This is a genomic window from Phyllobacterium sp. OV277 (assembly GCF_900104355.1).
Taxonomy (GTDB): domain Bacteria; phylum Pseudomonadota; class Alphaproteobacteria; order Rhizobiales; family Rhizobiaceae; genus Phyllobacterium.
Map to the genome: position 1 here is coordinate 468,162 of NZ_FNIY01000001.1, position 22,006 is coordinate 490,167.

At 56.7% G+C, this 22,006-nt stretch carries 18 protein-coding genes; 4 read left to right on the plus strand and 14 right to left on the minus strand.

What is annotated here, in order from left to right; all coding sequences use genetic code 11:
* Positions 1-17: 17 nt before the first annotated feature.
* A complete protein-coding gene (ftrA, locus tag BLU05_RS02410) occupies positions 18-1,031 on the minus strand; it encodes a transcriptional regulator FtrA (protein ID WP_210184592.1) in 1,014 nt (337 codons plus the stop codon).
* Between the two features lie 65 nt (positions 1,032-1,096).
* Between ftrA and BLU05_RS02415 the strand changes: the two genes are divergently transcribed.
* The gene (locus BLU05_RS02415; RefSeq protein ID WP_091877603.1) at positions 1,097-1,522 is read left to right on the plus strand and encodes a rhodanese-like domain-containing protein; all 426 of its coding nucleotides are present in this window, start codon (positions 1,097-1,099) and stop codon (positions 1,520-1,522) included.
* Positions 1,523-1,525: 3 nt separating this feature from the next.
* On the opposite strand, the gene BLU05_RS02420 is transcribed toward BLU05_RS02415, so the two are convergent.
* The 3 genes from BLU05_RS02420 to BLU05_RS02430 form a co-directional block, all read right to left on the minus strand.
* Positions 1,526-2,119: an ABC-type transport auxiliary lipoprotein family protein gene (locus BLU05_RS02420; RefSeq protein ID WP_244518119.1), complete on the minus strand. Its 594-nt coding sequence runs from the start codon at positions 2,117-2,119 to the stop codon at positions 1,526-1,528.
* A gap of 67 nt (positions 2,120-2,186) precedes the next feature.
* A complete protein-coding gene (locus BLU05_RS02425; RefSeq protein WP_091877605.1) occupies positions 2,187-3,179 on the minus strand; it encodes an MlaD family protein in 993 nt (330 codons plus the stop codon).
* A gap of 12 nt (positions 3,180-3,191) precedes the next feature.
* Entirely contained in the window at positions 3,192-4,055 is an 864-nt protein-coding gene (locus tag BLU05_RS02430) for an ABC transporter ATP-binding protein (RefSeq protein WP_091877606.1), read from the minus strand.
* A gap of 167 nt (positions 4,056-4,222) precedes the next feature.
* On the opposite strand from BLU05_RS02430, the gene dgcA reads away from it, so the two are divergent.
* Positions 4,223-5,206 carry an N-acetyl-D-Glu racemase DgcA gene (dgcA, locus tag BLU05_RS02435; RefSeq protein WP_091877608.1) on the plus strand — a complete coding sequence of 328 codons (984 nt, stop codon included), beginning with the start codon at positions 4,223-4,225 and terminating at the stop codon, positions 5,204-5,206.
* On the opposite strand, the gene BLU05_RS02440 is transcribed toward dgcA, so the two are convergent.
* The 3 genes from BLU05_RS02440 to BLU05_RS02450 form a co-directional block, all read right to left on the minus strand.
* On the minus strand, positions 5,203-6,414 hold the full coding sequence (locus BLU05_RS02440) for an MFS transporter (protein WP_091877610.1): 1,212 nt from the start codon (positions 6,412-6,414) through the stop codon (positions 5,203-5,205). The genes dgcA and BLU05_RS02440 overlap by 4 nt on opposite strands.
* Positions 6,415-6,552: 138 nt before the next feature.
* A complete protein-coding gene (locus tag BLU05_RS02445) occupies positions 6,553-7,611 on the minus strand; it encodes a glycosyltransferase family 4 protein (RefSeq protein WP_091878433.1) in 1,059 nt (352 codons plus the stop codon).
* A 27-nt stretch (positions 7,612-7,638) separates the two neighbouring features.
* A complete protein-coding gene (locus tag BLU05_RS02450; protein ID WP_091877612.1) occupies positions 7,639-8,460 on the minus strand; it encodes a UDP-2,3-diacylglucosamine diphosphatase in 822 nt (273 codons plus the stop codon).
* Between the two features lie 228 nt (positions 8,461-8,688).
* Between BLU05_RS02450 and BLU05_RS02455 the strand changes: the two genes are divergently transcribed.
* Positions 8,689-10,986 carry an NADP-dependent malic enzyme gene (locus BLU05_RS02455; protein WP_091877614.1) on the plus strand — a complete coding sequence of 766 codons (2,298 nt, stop codon included), beginning with the start codon at positions 8,689-8,691 and terminating at the stop codon, positions 10,984-10,986.
* Between the two features lie 95 nt (positions 10,987-11,081).
* Entirely contained in the window at positions 11,082-12,194 is a 1,113-nt protein-coding gene (locus tag BLU05_RS02460; protein ID WP_175540505.1) for a DUF2865 domain-containing protein, read from the plus strand.
* On the opposite strand, the gene gltX is transcribed toward BLU05_RS02460, so the two are convergent.
* The 7 genes from gltX to BLU05_RS02495 all read right to left on the minus strand — a co-directional run bounded on the left by gltX (position 12,112) and on the right by BLU05_RS02495 (position 21,886).
* Positions 12,112-13,485, minus strand: coding sequence for a glutamate--tRNA ligase (gene gltX, locus BLU05_RS02465; protein WP_091877618.1), 1,374 nt, complete (start codon positions 13,483-13,485; stop codon positions 12,112-12,114). The genes BLU05_RS02460 and gltX overlap by 83 nt on opposite strands.
* A gap of 538 nt (positions 13,486-14,023) precedes the next feature.
* Entirely contained in the window at positions 14,024-15,838 is a 1,815-nt protein-coding gene (locus BLU05_RS02470) for an ABC transporter ATP-binding protein (protein WP_091877620.1), read from the minus strand.
* A 607-nt stretch (positions 15,839-16,445) separates the two neighbouring features.
* Entirely contained in the window at positions 16,446-18,128 is a 1,683-nt protein-coding gene (locus tag BLU05_RS02475; protein WP_091878434.1) for an NAD+ synthase, read from the minus strand.
* Between the two features lie 87 nt (positions 18,129-18,215).
* Entirely contained in the window at positions 18,216-18,566 is a 351-nt protein-coding gene (locus BLU05_RS02480; protein ID WP_091877622.1) for a diacylglycerol kinase, read from the minus strand.
* A 122-nt stretch (positions 18,567-18,688) separates the two neighbouring features.
* Positions 18,689-19,108 carry a GFA family protein gene (locus BLU05_RS02485; RefSeq protein WP_091877624.1) on the minus strand — a complete coding sequence of 140 codons (420 nt, stop codon included), beginning with the start codon at positions 19,106-19,108 and terminating at the stop codon, positions 18,689-18,691.
* Between the two features lie 64 nt (positions 19,109-19,172).
* Positions 19,173-20,360, minus strand: coding sequence for a Na+/H+ antiporter NhaA (gene nhaA, locus BLU05_RS02490; RefSeq protein WP_091877626.1), 1,188 nt, complete (start codon positions 20,358-20,360; stop codon positions 19,173-19,175).
* A 146-nt stretch (positions 20,361-20,506) separates the two neighbouring features.
* Positions 20,507-21,886, minus strand: a complete 1,380-nt coding sequence (locus BLU05_RS02495) for a class II 3-deoxy-7-phosphoheptulonate synthase (protein ID WP_091877628.1) — start codon at positions 21,884-21,886, stop codon at positions 20,507-20,509.
* Between the last annotated feature and the right edge of the window lie 120 nt (positions 21,887-22,006).

The window sequence follows — 22,006 nt, forward strand, 5'->3', positions numbered from 1 at the left end:
CTTATCAAACCCAACCCTCAATCAGCCATCTGCCGCCCAAACATCTCCCGGTATGCCGTTGGTGTTGTGGCCAACTGCTGGCGAAAGTGATGCCTGAGAGTGGCGGCAGTGCCAAAACCGGTAGACTCGGCAATCATTTCCACAGAAAGCAGGGACTGCTCCAGCAGTTCCCTCGCCTTGGCCAAACGTTCTGACAACAGCCATTTGGCTGGTGTCGTGCCTGTCGCCGCCTCGAAACGGCGCAGGAATGTGCGCGGGCTCATACCCGCCGCCTTGGCCAATGACGCGATGGAAAAATCTGTCGTAAGTTCATTGCGCATTCGCTCCAGCAGCGGGGACAGACGAATGCCCTCATGAGCAGGCGGCACAGCGCGTTCGACAAATTGTGCCTGCCCGCCCTCGCGGTGCGGTGCCACCACAAGACGGCGGGCGACCTTGTTGGCGGCTTCCGTGCCGAAATCGCGCCGGATCAAATGTAAGCAGAGATCAATCCCTGCCGCACTGCCGGCCGAGGTCAGAACACTGCCTTCATCCACATAAAGGACATTTGGTTCAACCGCGATATCGGGATAACGTTCAGCCAGAAGGTCGGCATAGCGCCAATGCGTCGTTGCCTTGCGCCCCGACAAAAGCCCCGCTGCCGCCAGCACAAACACGCCGGAGCAGATGGAAAGAATGCGTGCGCCATTAGCATGTGCCTTTCTCAGTGCCTCCGACAACGGCTCAGGCACCGAATGCTCGACGCCGCGCCAGCCGGGCATGATGATGGTTCCGGCCTGCTCAAAAAGATCGAGCCCGCCATCGGCGATGATGCGAACACCGCCAGTTGCACGCAGTTCGCCCACCTCAATGCTGGCGACGGCAAACCTGTACCAATCATCGCCCATCTCCGGGCGTGGCAGCCCGAACATTTCCACGACAAGGCCAAATTCGAATGTGCAGAGCCCGTCATAGGCAACGGCAACAACCAGCGGATTTTCAAGGCGAGCGGCAGTAGATGCGTTTGACATGATATCGACGATATATGGCAATCTTGCCAACTACCAGTGCCCAGTTGCCTGTCCTATTGATTTGACGTCAAAACAGGAGAGCCCCCATGAGCTATGTCACGGAAACGCCAGCCGCCTCTGCACAGATCGCCATCGAGCATTTTTCCCGGCTTCTTTCGCTGGAAACCGATTGCGCGGATGTCGCCGCCGCTTTGAAAACAGGTGAACAGGATTTTGTGCTTCTGCATGTGGTGGGTACACCGGCAGCCTATGAACGCCGTCACGTACCGGGTGCCATTCACCTGCCGCACCGGGAAATATCGGCCGAGCGCATGGCTAAATGGCCTGATGATACAGTGTTTATCGCCTATTGCGCCGGGCCGCATTGCAATGGCGCGGATCAAGCCGCGTTAAAGCTGGCGAGACTTGGCCGTCCGGTAAAGATCATGATCGGCGGCATAACCGGCTGGGCTGATGAAGAACTACCCTTCGCCACTGGTCCGGAAGCCGGCGCGCTCAAAAAAGTCGCGTAGACCTTAAATAACAGACAGCGTCCAGGTGACGATATCGCTTGCGGCGCTGTCAAACGCACTATCGAGCGCCTTGATATAGGCGGCATTGCCCTGCCCGCCACTCACAGGCGAAGTTGAGCGGAACACACGCGTTGCGCGAACCGTGCCGTTCTTGTCGTTGAGAATCTTGATGGCAATCTCGACGACGGCGGTTTCCTTGCCCGAGGCATCGATATCGAACGTGCGAATATTGCTGATAACCTGATAATCGATTGCCAGCCCCTCGCCGGGACGCCCCACACCGCCAAAACGGCCAGAGCTTTCAAACGCCTGTACCAGCCGTGTCTGCACAATATTCGGCAGACGATCCGACCATTGCGCGCCCTTGAGGAACGAAATCGCATTGGGCCCGGAGCGGACAACGACATTCTCGCCATCTAGCGCCTTGAGAGCAGACGGAGCAGCGATCAGAATCTGGCGGCTGCCATGCTTTCTGGATGCACTGTCTGACAGGGACGGGCTGGAAAGATCAAATGTATCAAGCTTCTTGGCTCCCGCGCATGCGGAAACGGACAAGGCCATCAGCAGAGCGGCAATTGTCGTTCTTGAATTCACCAATGGTCTCTTCCCTGTCACGCAACGCTTCACGATTCATTAACCTTCATGCGATGCAGTTTTGCCAAAGTCAACGGCGTGTCCGGCCATCATACTCAGGGACATTGCCGCCGCCCCCGAAAATCACCCGCTGCGGGTTCTTCTCAAGGTCGCTGATCGCCCGTTCAATACGCTGTACCGACTGACGGCTCTCGGTGACGAGTGCCTGCACATCACGCAAACCCTGACCGGAGAAGCGGTTGAGATTGTCGGTGATAGGCCCGAGCTTCGTGTTCAGATTGTCGGCAACGGCGCGATAGGATTCCAGCGTCTGACGTGCTTCGGCAACAACGCTGCCCTTATCGTCGGAGACAAGCCTGTCCACCTTTGCCAGCACACCATCCACGCGAACCGATGCCGCATTAAGACGCGTCATCATTTCGCGGGCTTCGCGCACCACAGACTGCACATCTTCGGCGCTCTGGCTGAACTTGTCGATCACATCGGAGTTCTTGGCCAGCGCATCGGTGAACTTCTTGGTATTGTTGACCGTATCAACCAGCGGCCCCTTCACCTCAGTAATGAAGCTCTCAATCGAACTCATGGCCGTATTGACGCGCTCCAGAATATCCTGCGCCTTCTGCAAAAGGTTGTTCACCACGGACGGATCGGCGTCAATACGCGCAACAGCGCCATCCTTATCCGCTTCTTCAAGCAGATTGGGCTCATAGGCCTTGCCGCCCTTCAGTTCCACAAAGGCCTGACCGGTCAGACCGGTAAAGCCGAGAGTTGCCTGGGTCGAACGGGTGATCGGCGTGGTGCTGTCAATTTCGGATATCGCAATAACCGCATCAGGATTGGTCTTGTCGATATTCAACCGGCGGATGGTGCCGACCTTGATACCGTTGAACAGAATCTGGCTGCCTTGGGAGAGACCGGTCACGGAACCCGCAATGCGGATTTCCAGCGTCGTCATCTCTTGCCGGTCGCCATAACGGGCAATCCAGTACACGAAAATGAACGCAGCAAAGCACACCGCAAGCGTAAATATCCCGACCAGAACGTAGTTGGCTTTGGTCTCCATCGATTATTCCACCTAACCCTGTCCCTTCAGCGCCAGTCCGGCAATTTGTTCATGATCGGGCTTTCGCCGGTTGCTGCCATTAGGCACAATCTGGCGTGCACGCTTGCCATGAAAATATTCCTGAACCCACGGGTCCTCAAACGCCAGCATGTCGTCAATGGTTCCTTCCACAAGAACCCTTTTCTGACCTAATACCGCGATTCGGTCGCAAACGGCGAACAGGCTGTCGAGATCATGGGTGACCATATACACGGTCAAACCCATCGTATCGCGCAAATTTGCAATGAGTTCATCGAAATCCGCAGCGCCAATAGGATCAAGGCCTGATGTCGGCTCGTCAAGGAAAACAATCTCCGGATCAAGCGACAGGGCGCGTGCCAAAGCCGCGCGTTTGATCATGCCACCGGAGAGTTCCGAGGGAAATTTCTCTGCCGTATCCGGCTTCAGCCCGACAAGATCGATCTTGAGACGCGCCAGTTCGTCCATAAGACTATGCGGAATATCGAGATATTCGCGCATCGGCACCTGAATATTTTCCAGAACGGTCAGGGACGAAAACAGCGCACCATGCTGAAACAGCACACCCATACGCATATCGACGCTCAACTTTTCCTGATCGCTCGCATGGTCGATATCGTGGCCAAAAATGCTGATCTTGCCGTGCTGTTTCTGATTGAGACCAAGAATGGTCCGCATAAGAACTGACTTGCCCGTACCGGATGCTCCGACAAATCCCAGAATCTCGCCGCGATAGACATCAAGATCGAGGTGTTCAAGCACGGAGGAGCGGCCGAAAGACACGCTCACATCCTTGACGGAAAGGAGCACATCGCCGGTTTTCTGATCGCTGTTCTGGCCGTTTTCTGTCGAATTCATTCGCCTCTGGCGTCCCTGAACTTCATTCGTCTGCGATCATCACCCGCGTTGAGATCGACAAGACGCACCATAACCACAGAAGCACTTGAATTGTTTGCTCTATCGGTCAACATCCCCAACACATATCGAGTCTCTGACTTGATGTCACTGTAGCAATTAAGGCGCATATCATGACTATTTTAGAGATAACCGTCGAACGTTGGCCCATTGCTGGAACGTTCACGATCTCACGGGGTTCCAAGACCGAAGCAGCCGTTGTGCTTTGCACATTGCGCGATGGCATCCATACGGGACGTGGCGAATGCGTTCCCTATGCGCGCTATGGCGAAAGCCTCGAAACCGTCTGCGCTGAAATCGAAAAGCTGCGTGACGCTCTCGCCGCAGGCGCAACGCGGGAGGATTTGCCTGGTTTGATCGGCGAAGGCGCTGCCCGCAACGCAGTTGACTGTGCCTTGTGGGATCTGGAGGCCAAACGCAGCGGCAAGCGGGTCGCTGACCTTTTGAACCTTCCACCCCTCAAAACACTTACAACAGCTGTCACCGTTTCCTTCGGCGATGCCGCAACCATGGCTGCATCCGCCCGCGCCATGGCTGACCGCCCTGTGATCAAAGTCAAGGTTGGCGGCGAGGACGATGAAGAGCGTATTTTCGCAGTTGCCGAAGCTGCACCCAAGAGCCGCATTATTCTCGACGCCAATGAAGGCTGGACCGACGCGAATATTGTCAGGCACATGCTGGCGGCGGCAAAAGCCGGAATTGTGCTGATCGAACAGCCTCTACCAGCGGGAAAGGACGCCATCCTTTCCACCATCCCCCACCCTGTGCCCATTTGCGCCGACGAAAGCGCCCATGGCACGGATGATCTGCATAATCTGCTTGGCCGCTATGACAGCATCAACATCAAGCTCGACAAGACAGGCGGCCTGACCGAGGCGCTGCGCATGCAAAAGCGCGCGCGAGACCTTGGTTTCGGCATCATGGTCGGCTGCATGGTCGGCACATCGCTCGCCATGGCACCGGCTGTTCTTGTGGCACAGGATGCGGACTTTGTTGACCTCGACGGTCCGCTGATTCTGAAAGAAGACCGCAGTCCCGGCCTTGTCTTTGAAGGCAGCCTGGTATCACCGCCAGAGCCGCAACTCTGGGGCTAAACCACCTTGTGCTCGCGCTGTTCCAGCTTCAGGGAAACATTGGCGAGCACAAGCCCGACAGCCGCAAGCACCACCATGGCATAGAACCCATAGATGCCGGTCGCGCTGTAAAGCGGCCCGGAAACCATGGTGACAATGGCCAGCGACGTGCCGATGAAGAATGTCGAGATGCCCTGAGCCGTACCGCCCTTCTCCTCGGGAATAGTCATGGCGATCATCTTCTGCATGCCGAGGAATGACAGGGCAAACGAGAAGGAATGCAGGCTCTGCACCACGAAAAAGCCGATGACGCCAAGCCCAGCCGGTACGATCAGCGGGAACACCGTCCAACGGAATATTGCGACCGCTGAGCCGATCATCAGCACCCTCGCCGGATGCAAACGCCCGAAAACCCGGCGAAAGCAGGTGAACATGATCACTTCGGCCACGACGGCGATGGACCAGAGCGCGCCGATCACCGTCTCTTCGATGCCGATGGATTTCCAGTAGATGGCCGAAAAGCTGTAGCCGTAGGCATGGCTTGCCTGCGTGATCCCCGTGGCAATCAGGAAGGTCACGAAAGCAGGGCGGCGCAGTGCCCTGCCCGCATTAGCCATATCAATATCCGACAGTGGCGACAGGCGGCGCGGCTTACCAATGCGCGGTACAACAAAACTCATGCCGCAGGCCGCAACCAGCGCGCCGAGCAGAACCGTCGGGATGATCCATTCACCCGTGTGCTGGATCAGGACACCGCCGGCAAAAGACGCCAGCAGAAAGGCAATCGATCCCCAGACGCGCATCTTGGCAAAATCAGCGCCATAGCGGCGCACGCCTGAGAGCGCAATCGTATCAGCCAGCGGCACCTGTGCCGTCCATGGCGCAGCCAGCAGCAGCGACACCATGAGAATGCCGAAGAAGTTGAATGGCAGAAAGTAAAACGCCGCCACGATCACAGCAAGAATGGTGGCAATCGTCAGAATATGCGCCCGGTCATTCGACTGATCGGCGAGAATGGAAACCAGCGGCGCCGCGATAACCCGGACAAACAACGGCATGGACAGAACGATTGATATTTCCGTCGGCGACAGCGAGCGAAACTCCAGCCACAGCGGAAAATATGGCAGATGCAGACCGCTTGAGATGAATATGGCGAAATAAGCCAGTGCAAGCCGCAACTCGAAACGAGACGGATTGTCCTGAAAAGTGTCCGCTGTAGCGGCTGTCATGGAGGGACTTTCGGAAGATCGAGGAACGGCGCACTAATATATCAACTAGCCGTCTCCCGAAATATCATGATTTGCCCCAACTGCCTAGAAACATGAGAGGTATTCAGCGCAATTATCGTGAAAGCAGGAAATGTTCGATCAGCGCGCAGATACCGCTCGCGTTGCCTTCGCCTGGTGGCTGATCTGTTGCTTGGCGCCGACAATCGCCGTGAGGATTTCCTCAAAAATGTCGGCGCATGCTTCCCAGCTGAAACCTTCCAGCGTGGTATCAGGATCGATGCGGCCCATGGAAAGCGCGCCGAGCGCTGCCTGCTGTAGATCGGTTGACAGAACGCCGGCACCTGTTGCGCCGATCACGTCCTTTGGTCCGGCAACCGGATAGGCGGCAACCGGAAGCCCGCAGGCTATCGCCTCAAGCAGCACCAGACCGAACGTATCGGTGCGGCTCGGAAAGACAAAGACGTCGGACCCCGCATAGTGGCGGGCAAGTTCCTCGCCTTCTTTCTTGCCGACAAAGACAGCGGCGGGAAACTTTTGTTTCAGCGCTTCCATATCGGGACCATCTCCAACAATGAGCTTGGTTCCCGGCAGATCAAGCGAAAGGAACGCTTCAAGGTTCTTTTCCGGTGCAACGCGGCCCACGCAGAGAAAGATCGGATGCGCGAGGCCCAGATCAACATCCGCTTGCGGGCGGAACAGGTCGCGATCAACGCCGCGCGTCCACACCCGCAAAGTATCGAAACCGCGCTCGGTCAGTTCATCATAGATCGATTGCGTCGGAACGAGACAGGTTTCGGCGGCATTGTGAAAGCGGCGCAGAAAACCATAGGTCCAGCCAAGCGGAACAGGCAGGCGCTCACGTAAGTACTCGGGAAAGCGCGTGTGAAAGCTGGTGGTGAAGCGCCATTTGTTCTTCAGGCAGGCGCGCCGCGCCATGATACCGAGCGGGCCTTCGGTGGCGATATGCACGAAGGCGGGCTGCAATGCCTCAATCCGAGCCTTGACCGCAGCTGGATGGGTCAGTGCCAACCGGATTTCCGGATAGGTCGGGCATGGTGCAGAGCGGTAATCTGCGGGCGAGATAATAGTCACCTCGACGCCGCGCGCCTCCATCTGTTCACGCAATTTGGTCAGGGTGCGCACCACGCCATTGACCTGCGGATGCCAGGCGTCCGAAACGATAACGAGCCTTTTCATTGGATCAATCCCTGTGCGGAAATCCACTTAGGCTGCATTCGCCGCCTTCGGGCGCTTGTCTTCAAGTTTGACCACTGGTGCAAAGCCCGCATTCTCGCCAATCAGGTGCGTCCAGGAGATAAGCTCCATCTTGCCGTCATTATGTTCAACAATGGCCGTGCAGCTTTCAACCCAGTCGCCCGTGTTGATATATTCAATGCCGTCGATCTGCTCGATCGTTGCATGGTGGATATGGCCGCAGATAACCCCGTCCGCACCAATGCGCCGGGCTTCCTCGGAAACGACAGTCTGGAACGAGCCGATGAAGTTGACGGCCTTCTTCACCCGGAACTTTGCCCAGGCGGAGAATGACCAATAGCGCAGGCCAAGCATGCGCCGGACCTTGTTCATGACAGTGTTGATCGCCAGTGCCGCATCATAGGCCCAGTCGCCGAGATAGGCGATATGGCGCGCATTGCGCACAACAACGTCGAACTGATCGCCATGGATCACCAGAAATTTGCGGCCATCGGCCGTTTCGTGCATCGTGCGGTCCATAACCTCGATGCCGCCGAAATGCGTACCCTGAAAGTCGCGCAGAAACTCGTCGTGGTTACCGGCAATGTAAAGGATACGTGCGCCCTTGCGGCTCTTGCGCAAAAGCTTCTGCACGATATCATTGTGCTCTTGCGGCCAGTGCCAGCTGCGGCGCAGACGCCATCCGTCAACAATATCACCGACGAGATAGATGGTGTCGGCATCGTGGTACTTCAGAAAGTCCAACAGGAAGTTCGCCTTGGCGCCTTTGGAACCAAGATGCACATCGGACAAAAAGAGCGTGCGAAACTTACGTGTCTCTGGCTCATCCATGAGGCTGATCTCCGTTCAGCACCGGTACACGAGGGTACCTTTGGTCTGACAGAAACCTGATTCATGTCACAGTCTTATGACGCCGGTAAAAAGTATATGATTTCTAAAGATAAACACTTGTAACAAAATGCACTTCATTTATGGCTCTTCATGTCATTTATGCATGCTAAAAAGATTGAATCGCAAATCCCAAGATGCGACAAGCCAATTTTCCGGAGGATATGATCTATGGCCAAGGACACCACGCCCGACCTATCTGACCTTGACGAAAGCGCCCTGTTTTACCATCGCTTTCCCCAGCCGGGTAAGTTGGAAATCCAGGCGACCAAGCCGCTTGGAAATCAGCGCGACCTTGCCCTTGCCTATTCCCCCGGTGTCGCTGCACCTTGCCTTGCCATTCATGCCGACCCGGCGACGGCAGCCGACTATACCAGCCGCGCCAACCTCGTAGCGGTTATATCCAACGGCACTGCGGTTCTTGGCCTCGGTAATATTGGCCCGCTCGCGTCCAAACCCGTCATGGAAGGCAAGGCTGTTCTGTTCAAGAAGTTCGCCGATATCGACGTGTTCGATATCGAAATCGATGCGCAGGAAATCAACAAGATCGTTGACGTCGTTGCCGCGCTCGAACCCACCTTCGGCGGCATCAACCTCGAAGACATCAAGGCGCCGGAATGCTTTGATGTGGAGGAAATCCTCCGTGCCAAGATGAATATCCCCGTCTTCCATGATGACCAGCACGGCACAGCCATCATCGTCGCTGCGGCCATTCTCAACGGCATGGAACTGGCAGGCAAAGACCTGTCCAAGGTCAAAATCGTCGCATCAGGCGCGGGTGCCGCAGCGCTTGCCTGCCTCAATCTTCTCGTCAAGCTCGGTGCTGACCGCAAGAACATCTGGGTCTGCGATCTTGACGGCGTGGTCTATGATGGCCGCAACACATTAATGGACCGCTGGAAGTCCGTCTACGCCCAGAAGACCGATGCACGCGTGCTGGCCGATGTCATTGGCGGTGCCGACGTGTTCCTCGGCCTATCAGCTGCCGGAGTTCTAAAGCCCGAACTGCTTAAGCAGATGGCGGCGAACCCGCTGATCATGGCGCTTGCCAATCCCAATCCTGAGATTATGCCCGATGAGGCGCGCGCCGCCCGCCCTGACGCGATGATCTGCACCGGACGGTCTGATTTCCCCAATCAGGTCAACAACGTTCTATGCTTCCCCTATATTTTCCGCGGCGCGCTCGATTGCGGTGCGCGGGCGATCAACGAAGAAATGAAGATGGCGGCGGTCAAGGCTATCGCCTCGCTGGCCCGCGAAGAACCATCTGATGTCGCCGCGCGCGCCTACTCAGGCGAAACCCCAACCTTCGGCCCCAACTACCTCATCCCTTCGCCCTTTGATCCGCGCCTGATCCTGCGTATCGCTCCGGCTGTGGCCAAAGCCGCCATGGAAACCGGCGTCGCTGATCGTCCGATCGAGGATTTCGACGCCTATCTCGACAAGCTGAACCGCTTTGTCTTCCGCTCCGGCCTCATCATGAAGCCGATCTTCACCGCAGCACGTACCGCCGAGAAGAAGCGGGTTATCTATGCGGATGGTGAAGATGAGCGCGTTCTGCGCGCCGCTCAGGTGGTGCTTGAAGAAGGCACGGCAATCCCGACATTGATCGGCCGCCCGCAGGTCATCGAAACGCGCCTGAAGCGCTATGGTCTCAAAATCAAGCTCGGCACCGATTTCGACATCATCAATCCTGAGGACGATCCGCGCTATCGCGATTATGTGGATTTGCTGGTTAACCTGACCGGTCGCCGTGGTACGACGCCGGAAGTTGCCCGCACCATGGTCCGCGCCAGCGGTACGGTGATTGCGGCACTCGCCCTTGTTCGCGGCGAGGCTGATGCGATGATCTGCGGCCTCGAAGGTCGTTTCGAACGTCATTTGCGCAATGTTGACCAGATCATCGGCAAGCTGGAGGGTATCCGCAATTTCTCGGCCCTCAGCCTGCTGATCTCCCAGCGCGGCATTCTGTTCCTGACAGACACCTATGTCAGCATCGATCCAACAGCCGAAGAGATAGCGGAAAAGACGGTGCTTGCCGCCAATGAAATACGCCGTTTCGGCATCGAGCCCAAGGCCGCCCTGCTCTCGCACTCCAATTTTGGCTCGCGCGATTCCGACAGTGCCGCCAAGATGCGCGCCGCCTCGGAAATCCTGCGGGCAAAGGCGCCGGATCTGGAACAGGACGGCGAAATGCATGGCGACTCCGCTTTGTCGGAAATGCTGCGCGAGCGTGTTCTGCCGCATTCCCGCCTGAGCGGTGAAGCCAATCTTTTGGTTTTCCCCAATCTCGATGCGGCCAACATTACGCTCAACGTGGTGAAGTCAGTCACGGACGCGCTGCATGTTGGGCCAATTCTGCTTGGTGCGGCCAAACCGGCGCATATCCTGACGCCATCTGTGACATCGCGCGGTATCGTCAACATGACGGCTCTGGCGGTAGTTGAGGCTTCGCAGCGCGTCGAATAGCGCGCTGCCGTCTTATTGCTGCCGCACGTTCATGGATGGTTCATGCGCAATCAGCCAGTTTGGCTGCGCATGATCTTGCAGGGCTCGGGCACCATATGAAACGGTTCATACAATTTGCGGCGTTGGCCATAGGCGCACTTCTGCTGACGCCGCAGTTTGCGGCGGCTCAATCGGACGCTTGCGCCCGCATGGAACAGCGGCTGCGTGAAATCAACAATGATTTTGTCAGCGATGAATATGAACTCAACCTGCGACGTGACCGCGTTGAAGCGGCGATGGATGCCAATAATTGCCCATCATCCGAAGACTATGACCGCGTTATCCGGCCACACGAACAGGAACCGCGGCGGCGGCCTTACGAAATCCTCGGCAATGAACAACCGGAACAGTCCGAGCCTGAGGAAAGCAACGCACCCGTTTATGGCGGACAGTACCAGACACTGTGCGTGCGCACCTGTGACGGCTACTATTTCCCCATTTCCTATGCGACCGGCGCCGAAAACTTTGGTCGCGACGAAGCACAATGTCAGGCGCAATGCCCCGGTGCAAAACTGTTCTATCACTCAACACGCGGCGAAACTGTCGACCAGATGACCTCCCTGCAGGGGCAGGCCTATACGGATATGCCTTACGCTTTCAAATTCCGCAAAGTCGGCGCGAACGGCACCCCGCAATGCACCTGCCAGAGAACAGCGGGAAACTACACCACCTTGGGAAATCCGAAGGACATTGCCAAGCAACCGGCCAAACCGGCGCCGCAAGTGCTGACAGCGCCAACGGCTGAACCTGCACAACCCAGCGAGCCTACTCAACCGGCAGGAACCCTCGCGCCAGCCGAACCAATCAAGCCTGTCGCCCCTGTGACGGCTGAACCGCTGCCGCCTGCGGGCAATCCAGGCAATACAACCGAGCCAACCAAGCCTGCAGCGCCGGTACAGACAAAAGTTGAACCTGCGCAACCGGTCAAGCCAATTGAAACCAATGTCGAACCAGCTCCGGCACCGGTGGCAACAGAGAAAAAGCCGTCATCAATTATTCAGCTTGGAGAACCGGCGGTACCGAAAGTCGAAGCGGAACAGCCGAAACCACTGACGCCGGACAAGCCAATTGACCCCAACCGCAAAGTCAGGGTCGTCGGGCCAACGTTCCTTCCCGACCAAGAAGGAGCAATAAATCTGCGAGTTCCGGGCCAGAAGCCAGCCCAGTAAGCGCTATGCGCAGCGGCATGAACAAAGGCTTGCCCTTGCGCCCGCTCTGCGCCTTCACGGCTTCGGTCCACTCTTTCCAGGTCTCGCGGCTCCACGGCTCCTGTGGCAGGAGATCGAACGCGGCAACAACAAAGTCGCGATCCTCTGCGGCCAGAGGCTCGTCACCAACAGGGCCGTCCTGAACGATCTTCCACCAGAGCGCCGCATCGGCAACACGGGTAAGGTTGCCGCGCACCGCCAGCCAGAAAGCTTCAGCCTTATCGCCGGTGATACCCATCTCCTGCAGACGGTCCTTTGCGACTTCAAATGGCATCGCATGGATGATCGTGCGGTTGAGCGTATCAAGTTCCGCCGGATCAAATTTCGAGGATGATTTCGACGTGGCTTTCGGATCGAATATTGCGGCAAGCGTCGCCATATCGGGCATCGCCACCACATTTTCGGAAGTGCCGGTCAAAACGGCAAGGCTAACGACAGCCATTGGCTCGTATCCATCGCGCCGCAGACTGCCAACGGACAAAGCGCCAGTCCGTTTGGAAAGCCCCTCGCCCGAAACGGTGGTCAGCAGATTGTGATGGCCAAGTTCTGGCGCCTTCGCGCCCAGCGCTTCGAAAATCGAGATTTGCACACCGCTATTGGTGACATGATCATCGCCGCGAATGATGTGCGTGATACCCATGTCGATATCATCGACCACCGAAGTCAGCGTATAGAGATAGGTGCCGTCCTCGCGGATCAGCACCGGATCGGAAAGCGATGAAAGATCAACATGCTCAGGCCCGCGCACAATGTCGTCCCATTCGACAATGGTACGCTCAGGCGCAAACGGATCGCTTTTGAAGTTCGGCAGGAGAAAACGCCAGTGCGGGCGGTGGCCTTCCGCTTCCAGCTTCGCCCGGTCTTCCGCCGTCAGCTTCAGCGCATCCCGGCCATAGACAGGTGGCAAACGGCGTGCAAGCCGCAGCTTTCGCTTGCGTTCCAGCTCTTCCGCTGTCTCGTAGCAGGGGTAAAGCACACCCGATGCCTTCATCTTCTCGACCGCCGCATCATAGAAGGCAAAGCGTTTTGACTGGTACTCGACCCGAACAGGCTTGATACCCAGCCATGCAATGTCAGCAGCTGTAGCTTCGGCATATTCAGTCTTCGAACGCTCCACGTCGGTATCGTCAAAGCGCAAGATCAATTGGCCATTGTTCTTCAGCGCAAACAGCCAGTTGAACAGGGCTGTGCGGGTGTTGCCAATGTGAATATAGCCGGTCGGAGATGGTGCAAAACGGACGGTAATGGTCATGCCTCGGGCATATCGGAACGAGGCGTGAAGATCAATATGTTCAAATTGAATGGGGTCGTTGCGGGACTATCGTGTGTGGTTCGTGGGTGGTGGTTCATGGTTCGTGGTTCGACAAGCTCACCATGAGGGGCTTGGGTGGATGCAACGATAATCGCAAGGATCGCAGATCACAAAGCTTGCAGAACTTGGCTCCCTTTCATCACCCCTCTCCCTCATGGTGAGCTTGTCGAACCACGCGGTATGGTTCTGCAAACCTTGTAGGAAGATTAGAAGGAGCAGCAACATGGTTCGTGGTCCGTGGTTCGACAGGCTCACCATGAGGGGCTTGGGTGGATGCAAGGGAGTCAAGCTCTGCAACGTTGGCGATTAGCGTTACAGCACCCCTCTCCCTCATGGTGAGCTTGTCGAACCACGAACCACGAACCACGAACCACGAACCACGAACCACGAACCACGAACCACGAACCACGAACCACGCACCACTCACCTTTTACAACCTCCCCGCCGAGCTAAAACCCGGCGAGGAGAAACCACTCTATCAGTCATCCGCCAGAACGAGACCCTTGGTCAACTCCAGAGCCTGCCGTTCGAACAGGCTGCGGTAGATCCCGCCATTCAGGCGGATCAGCGCTTCATGGTTGCCCTCTTCCGCGATCTGGCCGTGGCTGAACACCAGCAGCCGGTCAAGCGCCCGCACCGTGGACAGTCGGTGAGCAATCACCAATGTCGTCCGGCCCAGCATCAGCCGTTCCATCGCCTGCTGGATCAGCACTTCCGATTCGGAATCAAGGCTCGATGTTGCCTCGTCCAGAATCAGAACCGGAGCATCCGCAAGGAAAGCCCGGGCGATGGCCACACGCTGGCGTTCACCACCGGAGAGTTTGACACCGCGTTCGCCCACCAATGTGCCATACCCCTTCGGCAGAGCCATAATGAAGTCATGCGCACTGGCTTGCCGAGCCGCTTCCTCGATCTCGCTTTGCGTGGCTGATGGCCGCGCATAGGCGATGTTCTCGGCCAGCGTCCGGTGGAACAGGATCGGCTCCTGCTGCACGATGGCAATCTGCTGGCGCAGGGATGCCTGTGTAACCGAGGCAATGTCCTGACCATCAATCAGGATCTGCCCCGCCTTCACATCGTGCAGACGCTGGATCAACTTGACGAACGTGGTCTTGCCCGAGCCGGAATGGCCGACAAGACCAACCCGCTCGCCTGCCCGGATCGTTACCGAGAACCGGTCATAAAGCGGTGCCCGATGTGCCCCGTAGTGGAACGTCACATTGTCGAAGACGATCTTGCCATTGGTGATCTGGATCGGCTTTGCGTCGGACCGGTCATCAATGCCAAGCGGCTGACTCTGGATGTCAACCAGCTCTTCCATGTCGTTGATCGAACGCTGCAAATTGCGGATGTGCATACCGACTTCGCGCAGGTAGCCCTGCAGGATGAAGAACGATGTCAGCACGAAGGTGATATCACCCGCACTTGCCTGCCCCTTCGACCATAACCACAGGGCAAAGCCGATGACCGCCGCCCGCAGAATGAGCAGCATCGAACCCTGTGTGGTGCCGTTGCGGGTCCCGCGAATCCACGTCCGCCGTGTCCGATCCTGCCACTTGGACAGAACCTTCTGCAAACGTGCATCCTCGCGCTTTTCCGCGCCGAAGCCCTTCACAACCATGTTGCAGCTGACCGCATCAGCCAGCGAACCGCCGAGCTTGGTGTCCCAGCGATTGGCAAGGCTTGCCATCGGCGCAACATAGCCAAGCGACATCAGGACCGTGACACTGACGAAAACAAGCGATCCCAGACCGATAATGACGCCCATCATTGGCCAGTACCAGGCCATCAGCACTGTCGAGCCGACAAGCATGACGACAGACGGAAACAGCGCCAGCAAGAGCGTATCGTTGAGCAGATCAAGCGCCCACATGCCGCGCGTGATCTTGCGCACGGTCGAGCCGGCAAAGCTGTTGGCATGCCAATCGGTCGAGAACCGCTGAACGCGGAAGAATGCCCCGGATGCGATATCCGACATCGTCTTCAACGTCAGTTGAACAATCGCCATGAAGGTGATGTGTCGCAGGATGATCGCCCCCAGTGACAAGGCAATGAGGGTCGAGAACGCCGCCATTGCGGCATCCCAGACAACGGTTTCCGTTGCCGCGCCATTGACCACCGCGTCAACCAGCCGCCCGGAATAGAGCGGTGTCAACACGTCGGCCAGCGTCGAAATCAACACTGCACCAAGAATAAGGGCCACGCGCACCGGCTGTTTTTGCCAGTGAACCCAAGTGAATCCGAGAACGCTGCGGAAAGCTCCGCCGCGCAAGGCTATACGTAAAAATGCCATGACAATCGTCCGGTGCAAAACACACCGGCCTCATAATAAATTTCAGACGAGAATGCCGCGTAACGGTATCAGGGACTCAATACGGCATATTTGGTTTGGCGACTTGCCTGAATACAGGAAAGGCCAAGGTCGGCGATGATAGTTCTTGACCGGTGAAGTCAATTGAAAAGCCATCAGGGCTTTTCATCATCACATGTCAGGAACGGACGCCGCCCCGAGGGGACATTGAAAAAGCTGCCATTCTAAACCTCCCGGGCATGATTGCCGGAATGTTGGCTTATAGGTGAATCGCACCGGGTCGCCAAGCGCCTGTTTTTGTGCAGGTGTTTTTGGAGAATGGGTGCGGCGCGATTGCAACACTAGACTTTGGTCGCAGGTTTTACGCTCTCAAATTGGGCTGCAATGACGTGGTTCGTGGTTCGACAAGCTCACCATGAGGGGCTTGGGTGGATGCAACGATAATCGCAGAGATTGCAGGTCATAAAGGTTGCAGAACTTGGCTCCCTTACATCACCCCTCTCCTCATCCTGAGCCTGTCGAAGGGCCTCATGGTGAGCTTGTCGAACCACGAACCACGAACCCCATCATTGCAGATATAAATCTAAGACTAACTCCGATCCCTGAACCTGTTGGTAATCGGATAACGTCGGTCACGACCGAAATTCTTGCGCGTCACCTTCACACCCGGCGCTGACTGGCGACGCTTATATTCGGCGAGATAAAGCAGATGTTCGATCCGCTCGACCGTCTTGCGCTCATGTCCGCGCTCGACGATTTCATCCACGCCCATCTCGTTCTCAACCAGACATTCGAGAATATCATCGAGCACCGGATAGGGCGGCAGCGAATCCTGATCCGTCTGGTTTTCACGCAGTTCGGCTGAAGGGGCTTTGTTGATGATATTTTCCGGGATCACCACGCCGGATGGGCCAAGACCACCCGCCGGAACGTTTTTGTTGCGCCATTCTGACATGGCGTAGACCTGCATCTTGTAGATATCCTTGATCGGATTGTAGCCGCCGTTCATGTCGCCATAGAGGGTGGCATAGCCCACCGACATTTCCGACTTGTTGCCCGTGGTGACAACCATGGAGCCGAACTTGTTGGAGATGGCCATCAGGATCGTGCCACGCGCGCGGCTTTGCAGGTTTTCCTCGGTAATGCCTTGTTTGGTGCCCTCGAATGTTGGCCCAAGCGCTTTCAAAAAGCCCTCGACAGGCTCGAAAATCGGCACGATATCGTAGCGGCAGCCAAGCGCCTTGGCGCAATCTTCGGCATCCTTCAGCGAATCCTTTGACGTATAGGTGTAGGGCATCATGACCGCACGCAGCCGCTCTTCACCCAGCGCATCGACGGCCAGAGCCGCGCAGATCGCCGAGTCGATACCGCCGGAAAGGCCGAGCACCACATCCTTGAAGCCGTTCTTGTTGACATAATCGCGCAGCCCCAGCAGGCAGGCGCGATACTGCGCTTCCTCACCTTCAGGGATTTTCGACATGGGGCCTTCCGAGCAGGACCACCCGCCCTCGCCCCGCCGCCATGTGGTGACAATCAGCTGTTCCTCGAACTGCGACATCTGGAAAGCGATGCTCTTGTCCGCATTGAAGGCAAAGGATGCGCCGTCGAAAATCAGATCGTCCTGACCGCCCAGCTGATTGGCAAAAATCAGCGGCAGGCCGGTCTCGATCACCTGACGCAACACGACCTGATGGCGCACATCCACCTTGCCATTGTAATAGGGGGAGCCATTGGGAACACACAGGATTTCCGCCCCGCTCTCGGCCAGCGTCTCGCAGACACCGAGATCGCCCCAGATATCCTCGCAGATCGGAATGCCGATGCGGATACCGCGGAAATTCACTGGTCCCGGCATTGGCCCCTGCTGAAACACGCGCTTTTCATCAAATTCGCCGTAATTTGGCAAATCAACCTTGAAGCGCTCCGCAATCACCTTGCCACCATCCAGCAGCAGAGCAGAATTGTGCAACCCGCTTTCACGCCGCAGCGGTGTGCCGATGATGACACCGGGGCCACCATCCGATGTGTCAGCCGCGAATTCCTTGACGGCCTTTTCACAGGCTTCGATGAAGGCGGCTTTCAGCACCAGATCCTCAGGCGGATAGCCCGAAATGAACAGTTCCGTAAACAGCACAAGGTCAGCGCCCTGCCGCGCGGCATCGGCGCGGGCTTCGCGGGCTTTGGCCAGATTGCCCCTGATATCACCCAGAACAGGATTGAGCTGGGCGATGGCGATGCGGAGAATATCGGGAGTCACAGGATTTTTGCTCATATTGAACATATATCGTTTCGCTGGATGTTAAACAAGAGCCCGGAGCAAATTTGCCGCAGAGACAAAAGCTGCTCCGGCGACTCGGCTTCAGGCAATAAACACGGTCCACACCGTATAGAACCAGACGGTTGCCACAAGAACAACCGAGATCAATACGGCAAGTGAGCCGCAATCCTTGGCGATCTGGATGTCCCGCTGGAAATCGCGCGATACGGCGTTACAGGCGGCTTCAATGCCGGTATTTAGCACCTCAATCATGATCAGGAACAGCATCGAACCTGTCAGCGCCAGAAAGGAAAGCAGCGAGGGGGCAATGGCTGCGGCAACAGGAACTGAAAGGATAAACAGGATCAGTTCCTGCTGAACTGCCTTTTCATGCACCGCCAGATGCCTGAGCGCGCGCATGGAATTGACGAATGCCAATAATAGCCGCTGCATGGTCCGCTCTCGTCCTTCCCGTAAACGGCAGCTATAAGGCCAGATCAGGCGGCGTCAATCCTTCTCGTGCAAGTTTGGCCTTCACGCGCAGTTTGGGCTTCAGGGACGGTTTGGGGTCGTGTTCAGTCGCCAGCGACCACAACACCGCCGCCACTCGCCACATATTTCGGCAAGCCGTCCTGAATGTCGTAATAGTCGCCCTTGTCACCAACGAAGATATGCACTTCGCCTTGCAGATTTGTCGGCTTGTCGAACGACCCTGCCATCACCGAGATGTAATCGAGATCATGATGTTTCCAGAACATCACCGAGCCGCAATTCTTGCAGAAACCGCGCGCCGCATATTCGCTGGCCGCGTACCATTTGATGTGTTCTTCACCTGTAATGGTAATGGCGTCATTTTGAACATTGGTTGCCGCATAGAAATGGCCTGACTGTTTGCGGCACTGGGAGCAATGGCAATAAACAATCCCGCGCAGCTCACCGCGCGTCTTGAAGCGGATAGCGCCACACAGACATGATCCACTATGCAATTCCGACATCAGGACGGCCTCCCGTTCAACTCCGCAATATTGTAGGTCCGCGCCCGTGTCTCGCCTTTCGCGATCACGCCTTTGGCGACCGCGTCAACGACATGCGCAGAAGCGCAGCGCCAACAACGGCGGAAAGCAGCGACCCGAGCAGCACGCCCAGCTTTGTTTCATCCTGCAACAATGGCGAATTTGCGTATGCCAGAAGACCGATAAACAGGCTCATGGTGAAACCGATGCCGCAGAGGATCGAAACGCCATAAATCTGGAACCAGCTTGCCCCGGCGGGCCGTTCCGCCAGCTTGAGCTTGATGGCAAGGAACGCAAAGGCAAAAACGCCAATCTGCTTGCCGATGAAAAGACCGGCTGCCACGCCAAGCGGCACGGGATCAGCAAGATTGGACAGTGATACGCCGCTGAAGGAAACACCGGCATTGGCAAAACCGAAGATTGGCACGATGGCAAAGCCAACCCATGGCTGAATGGCATGCTCCAGCTTGAGAAGTGGCGATTCGACCGCCCCGCTCTCTTCTTTGGCGCCGCGCATTGGAATGGTCAGGGCGAGGAGCACACCGGCAATCGTCGCGTGGATGCCCGACTTGAACACCAGAATCCACAGAATGACGCCCAGAACGAGATAGGCCCAGAGCCGCACCATGCCCATACGATTCATCGCCATCAGAATGATGAACACAGCCGCCGCGCCTGCGACAGCGGCAATATTCAACCCACCCGAATAGAACAGCGCAATGATGATGACAGCACCGAGATCGTCGATAATGGCCAGCGCCGTCAGAAAAACCTTGAGCGACAGGGGAACGCGCGAGCCAAGCAGCGAGAGAACGCCAAGCGAAAAGGCGATATCGGTAGCCGAGGGAATGGCCCAGCCGCGTGCCGTTTCACCGCCACTGTTGAAGGCAAGAAAGATCAGTGCCGGAACAACCATGCCGCCGACCGCCGCAAAACCCGGCAATGCGCGGCGTGACCAGTTGGAAAGCTGGCCACTGATCATTTCACGTTTGATTTCGAGCCCCACCAGCAGGAAGAACACGGCCATCAGCGCATCATTCACCCAATGGAGAATGCTCAAACCGCCAATATAAGTCTTCAGAAGACCAAAATAGCCATCACTGAGGGGTGAGTTGGCAATGATCAGCGCCAATGCCGCCACCACCATCAGAATGATGCCACCAGAGGCCTCGCTCTCAATGAAGGAACGGAAAGACGATGTCAGGCGGATTCGGCGCGAAGGATTTGTGGTCATAAACCCTTGATAGAATCCATAGACACAAAATTCCAGCCAAAACGGGCGGATGTTCTGACAGATGTGTGATCTGCCCAAAGTTGTTACCCGCAAAACAAAGGGCGACCCGAAAGGCCGCCCTTTTATTTATCAATAGTGTCAGCGTATCAGCCGTTGACAGCGATCTTCTGTGGATGAGCGTTGCGTTCCTTCTTGAGAAGTTCTGCAACGAGGAATGCCAGTTCCAGTGCCTGATCGGCATTGAGACGTGGATCGCAATGGGTGTGGTAACGGTCCGACAGGTCTTCTGCCGAAATCGCCCGCGCACCGCCGGTGCATTCCGTGACGTTCTTGCCGGTCATTTCGATGTGGATGCCACCGGGATAGGTGCCTTCCGCGTGATGAACTGCAAAAAATCCTTCAACTTCCTTCAGAATACGGTCGAAAGGCCGTGTCTTGTAGCCATTGGCCGTGATCGTATTGCCATGCATCGGATCACAGGACCAGACCACATCGCGGCCTTCCTTCTGCACCGCGCGGATAAGCTTGGGCAGATGATCGCCGACCTTGTCATGGCCAAAACGGGCAATGAGGGTCAGACGGCCAGCTTCGTTCTCCGGATTAAGCACATCGATCAGCTTGATGAGATCATCAGGCTCCAGTGAAGGACCACACTTGAGGCCAAGCGGGTTCTTGATGCCACGGCAATATTCCACATGGGCATGATCAGCCTGACGTGTGCGGTCGCCGATCCAGATCATGTGGCCAGACGTGCCGTACCAGTCACCGGAGGTTGAATCCACGCGGGTCAGCGCTTCTTCATAGCCAAGCAGCAAGCCTTCATGGCTGGTGTAGAAATCCGTCTCACGCAGCGTGTGGTTGGTTTCCGAAGTAATGCCAACGGCGCGCATGAAATCCATCGTGTCGGAAATCGTGCGGGCCAAGGATTCATAACGTTCACCCTGTGGGCTGTCCGAAACGAAGCCAAGCATCCACTGGTGCACGTTTTCAAGGTTGGCATAACCACCCTGAGCGAAAGCGCGCAACAGGTTCAGCGTTGCGGCTGACTGGCGGTAAACCATTTCCTGACGGCTTGGATCGGGGATGCGGGCAGCTTCGGTGAATTCCGTGCCATTGATAATGTCACCGCGATATACGGGCAACTCAATACCACCAATGGTTTCCATATCCGCCGAACGTGGCTTGGCGAACTGACCAGCAATACGGCCAATCTTCACAACGGGCTGCGACGCACCAAAAGTCAGCACAACGGCCATTTGCAGAAACACGCGGAAAAAGTCGCGGATATTGTCCGCGCCATGCTCGGCAAAGCTCTCGGCGCAATCGCCGCCCTGCAGAAGAAAGCCCTGCCCTTTGGATACGGCTGCGAGCTGGCGCTTCAGCTTTCGCGCCTCACCTGCAAAAACGAGTGGCGGATAAGTGCGAAGACGGGCCTCGACATCGCTCACAGCTTGAGCGTCCGGATAGAAAGGAGCCTGTTTGATCGGCTTGTTTCTCCAGGAAGTCGGCGTCCAGTTCTTCGTCATTATTGCACCTGTTTTCGATTGTCCGCACTGGTTAGTGATGGTTTGCGATTTCCGGTTGCTCCGGAAGGCGCTCATATAGTGGAAATATCCCCAATATACCAGTCCTATACCAATCCCGTT

Excerpts from the sequence above, each read along its gene's own strand:
- BLU05_RS02415 (WP_091877603.1), top strand. The coding sequence starts at position 1,097 with ATGAGCTATGTCACGGAAACGCCAGCCGCCTCTGCACAGATCGCCATC.
- BLU05_RS02450 (WP_091877612.1), bottom strand. The coding sequence starts at position 8,460 with ATGGATGAGCCAGAGACACGTAAGTTTCGCACGCTCTTTTTGTCCGAT.
- BLU05_RS02470 (WP_091877620.1), bottom strand. The coding sequence starts at position 15,838 with ATGGCATTTTTACGTATAGCCTTGCGCGGCGGAGCTTTCCGCAGCGTT.
- BLU05_RS02425 (WP_091877605.1), bottom strand. The coding sequence starts at position 3,179 with ATGGAGACCAAAGCCAACTACGTTCTGGTCGGGATATTTACGCTTGCG.
- BLU05_RS02440 (WP_091877610.1), bottom strand. The coding sequence starts at position 6,414 with ATGACAGCCGCTACAGCGGACACTTTTCAGGACAATCCGTCTCGTTTC.
- BLU05_RS02495 (WP_091877628.1), bottom strand. The coding sequence starts at position 21,886 with ATGACGAAGAACTGGACGCCGACTTCCTGGAGAAACAAGCCGATCAAA.
- BLU05_RS02430 (WP_091877606.1), bottom strand. The coding sequence starts at position 4,055 with ATGAATTCGACAGAAAACGGCCAGAACAGCGATCAGAAAACCGGCGAT.
- BLU05_RS02485 (WP_091877624.1), bottom strand. The coding sequence starts at position 19,108 with ATGTCGGAATTGCATAGTGGATCATGTCTGTGTGGCGCTATCCGCTTC.
- gltX (WP_091877618.1), bottom strand. The coding sequence starts at position 13,485 with ATGACCATTACCGTCCGTTTTGCACCATCTCCGACCGGCTATATTCAC.
- BLU05_RS02455 (WP_091877614.1), top strand. The coding sequence starts at position 8,689 with ATGGCCAAGGACACCACGCCCGACCTATCTGACCTTGACGAAAGCGCC.
- BLU05_RS02475 (WP_091878434.1), bottom strand. The coding sequence starts at position 18,128 with ATGAGCAAAAATCCTGTGACTCCCGATATTCTCCGCATCGCCATCGCC.
- BLU05_RS02480 (WP_091877622.1), bottom strand. The coding sequence starts at position 18,566 with ATGCAGCGGCTATTATTGGCATTCGTCAATTCCATGCGCGCGCTCAGG.
- BLU05_RS02460 (WP_175540505.1), top strand. The coding sequence starts at position 11,082 with ATGAAACGGTTCATACAATTTGCGGCGTTGGCCATAGGCGCACTTCTG.
- BLU05_RS02445 (WP_091878433.1), bottom strand. The coding sequence starts at position 7,611 with ATGAAAAGGCTCGTTATCGTTTCGGACGCCTGGCATCCGCAGGTCAAT.
- nhaA (WP_091877626.1), bottom strand. The coding sequence starts at position 20,360 with ATGACCACAAATCCTTCGCGCCGAATCCGCCTGACATCGTCTTTCCGT.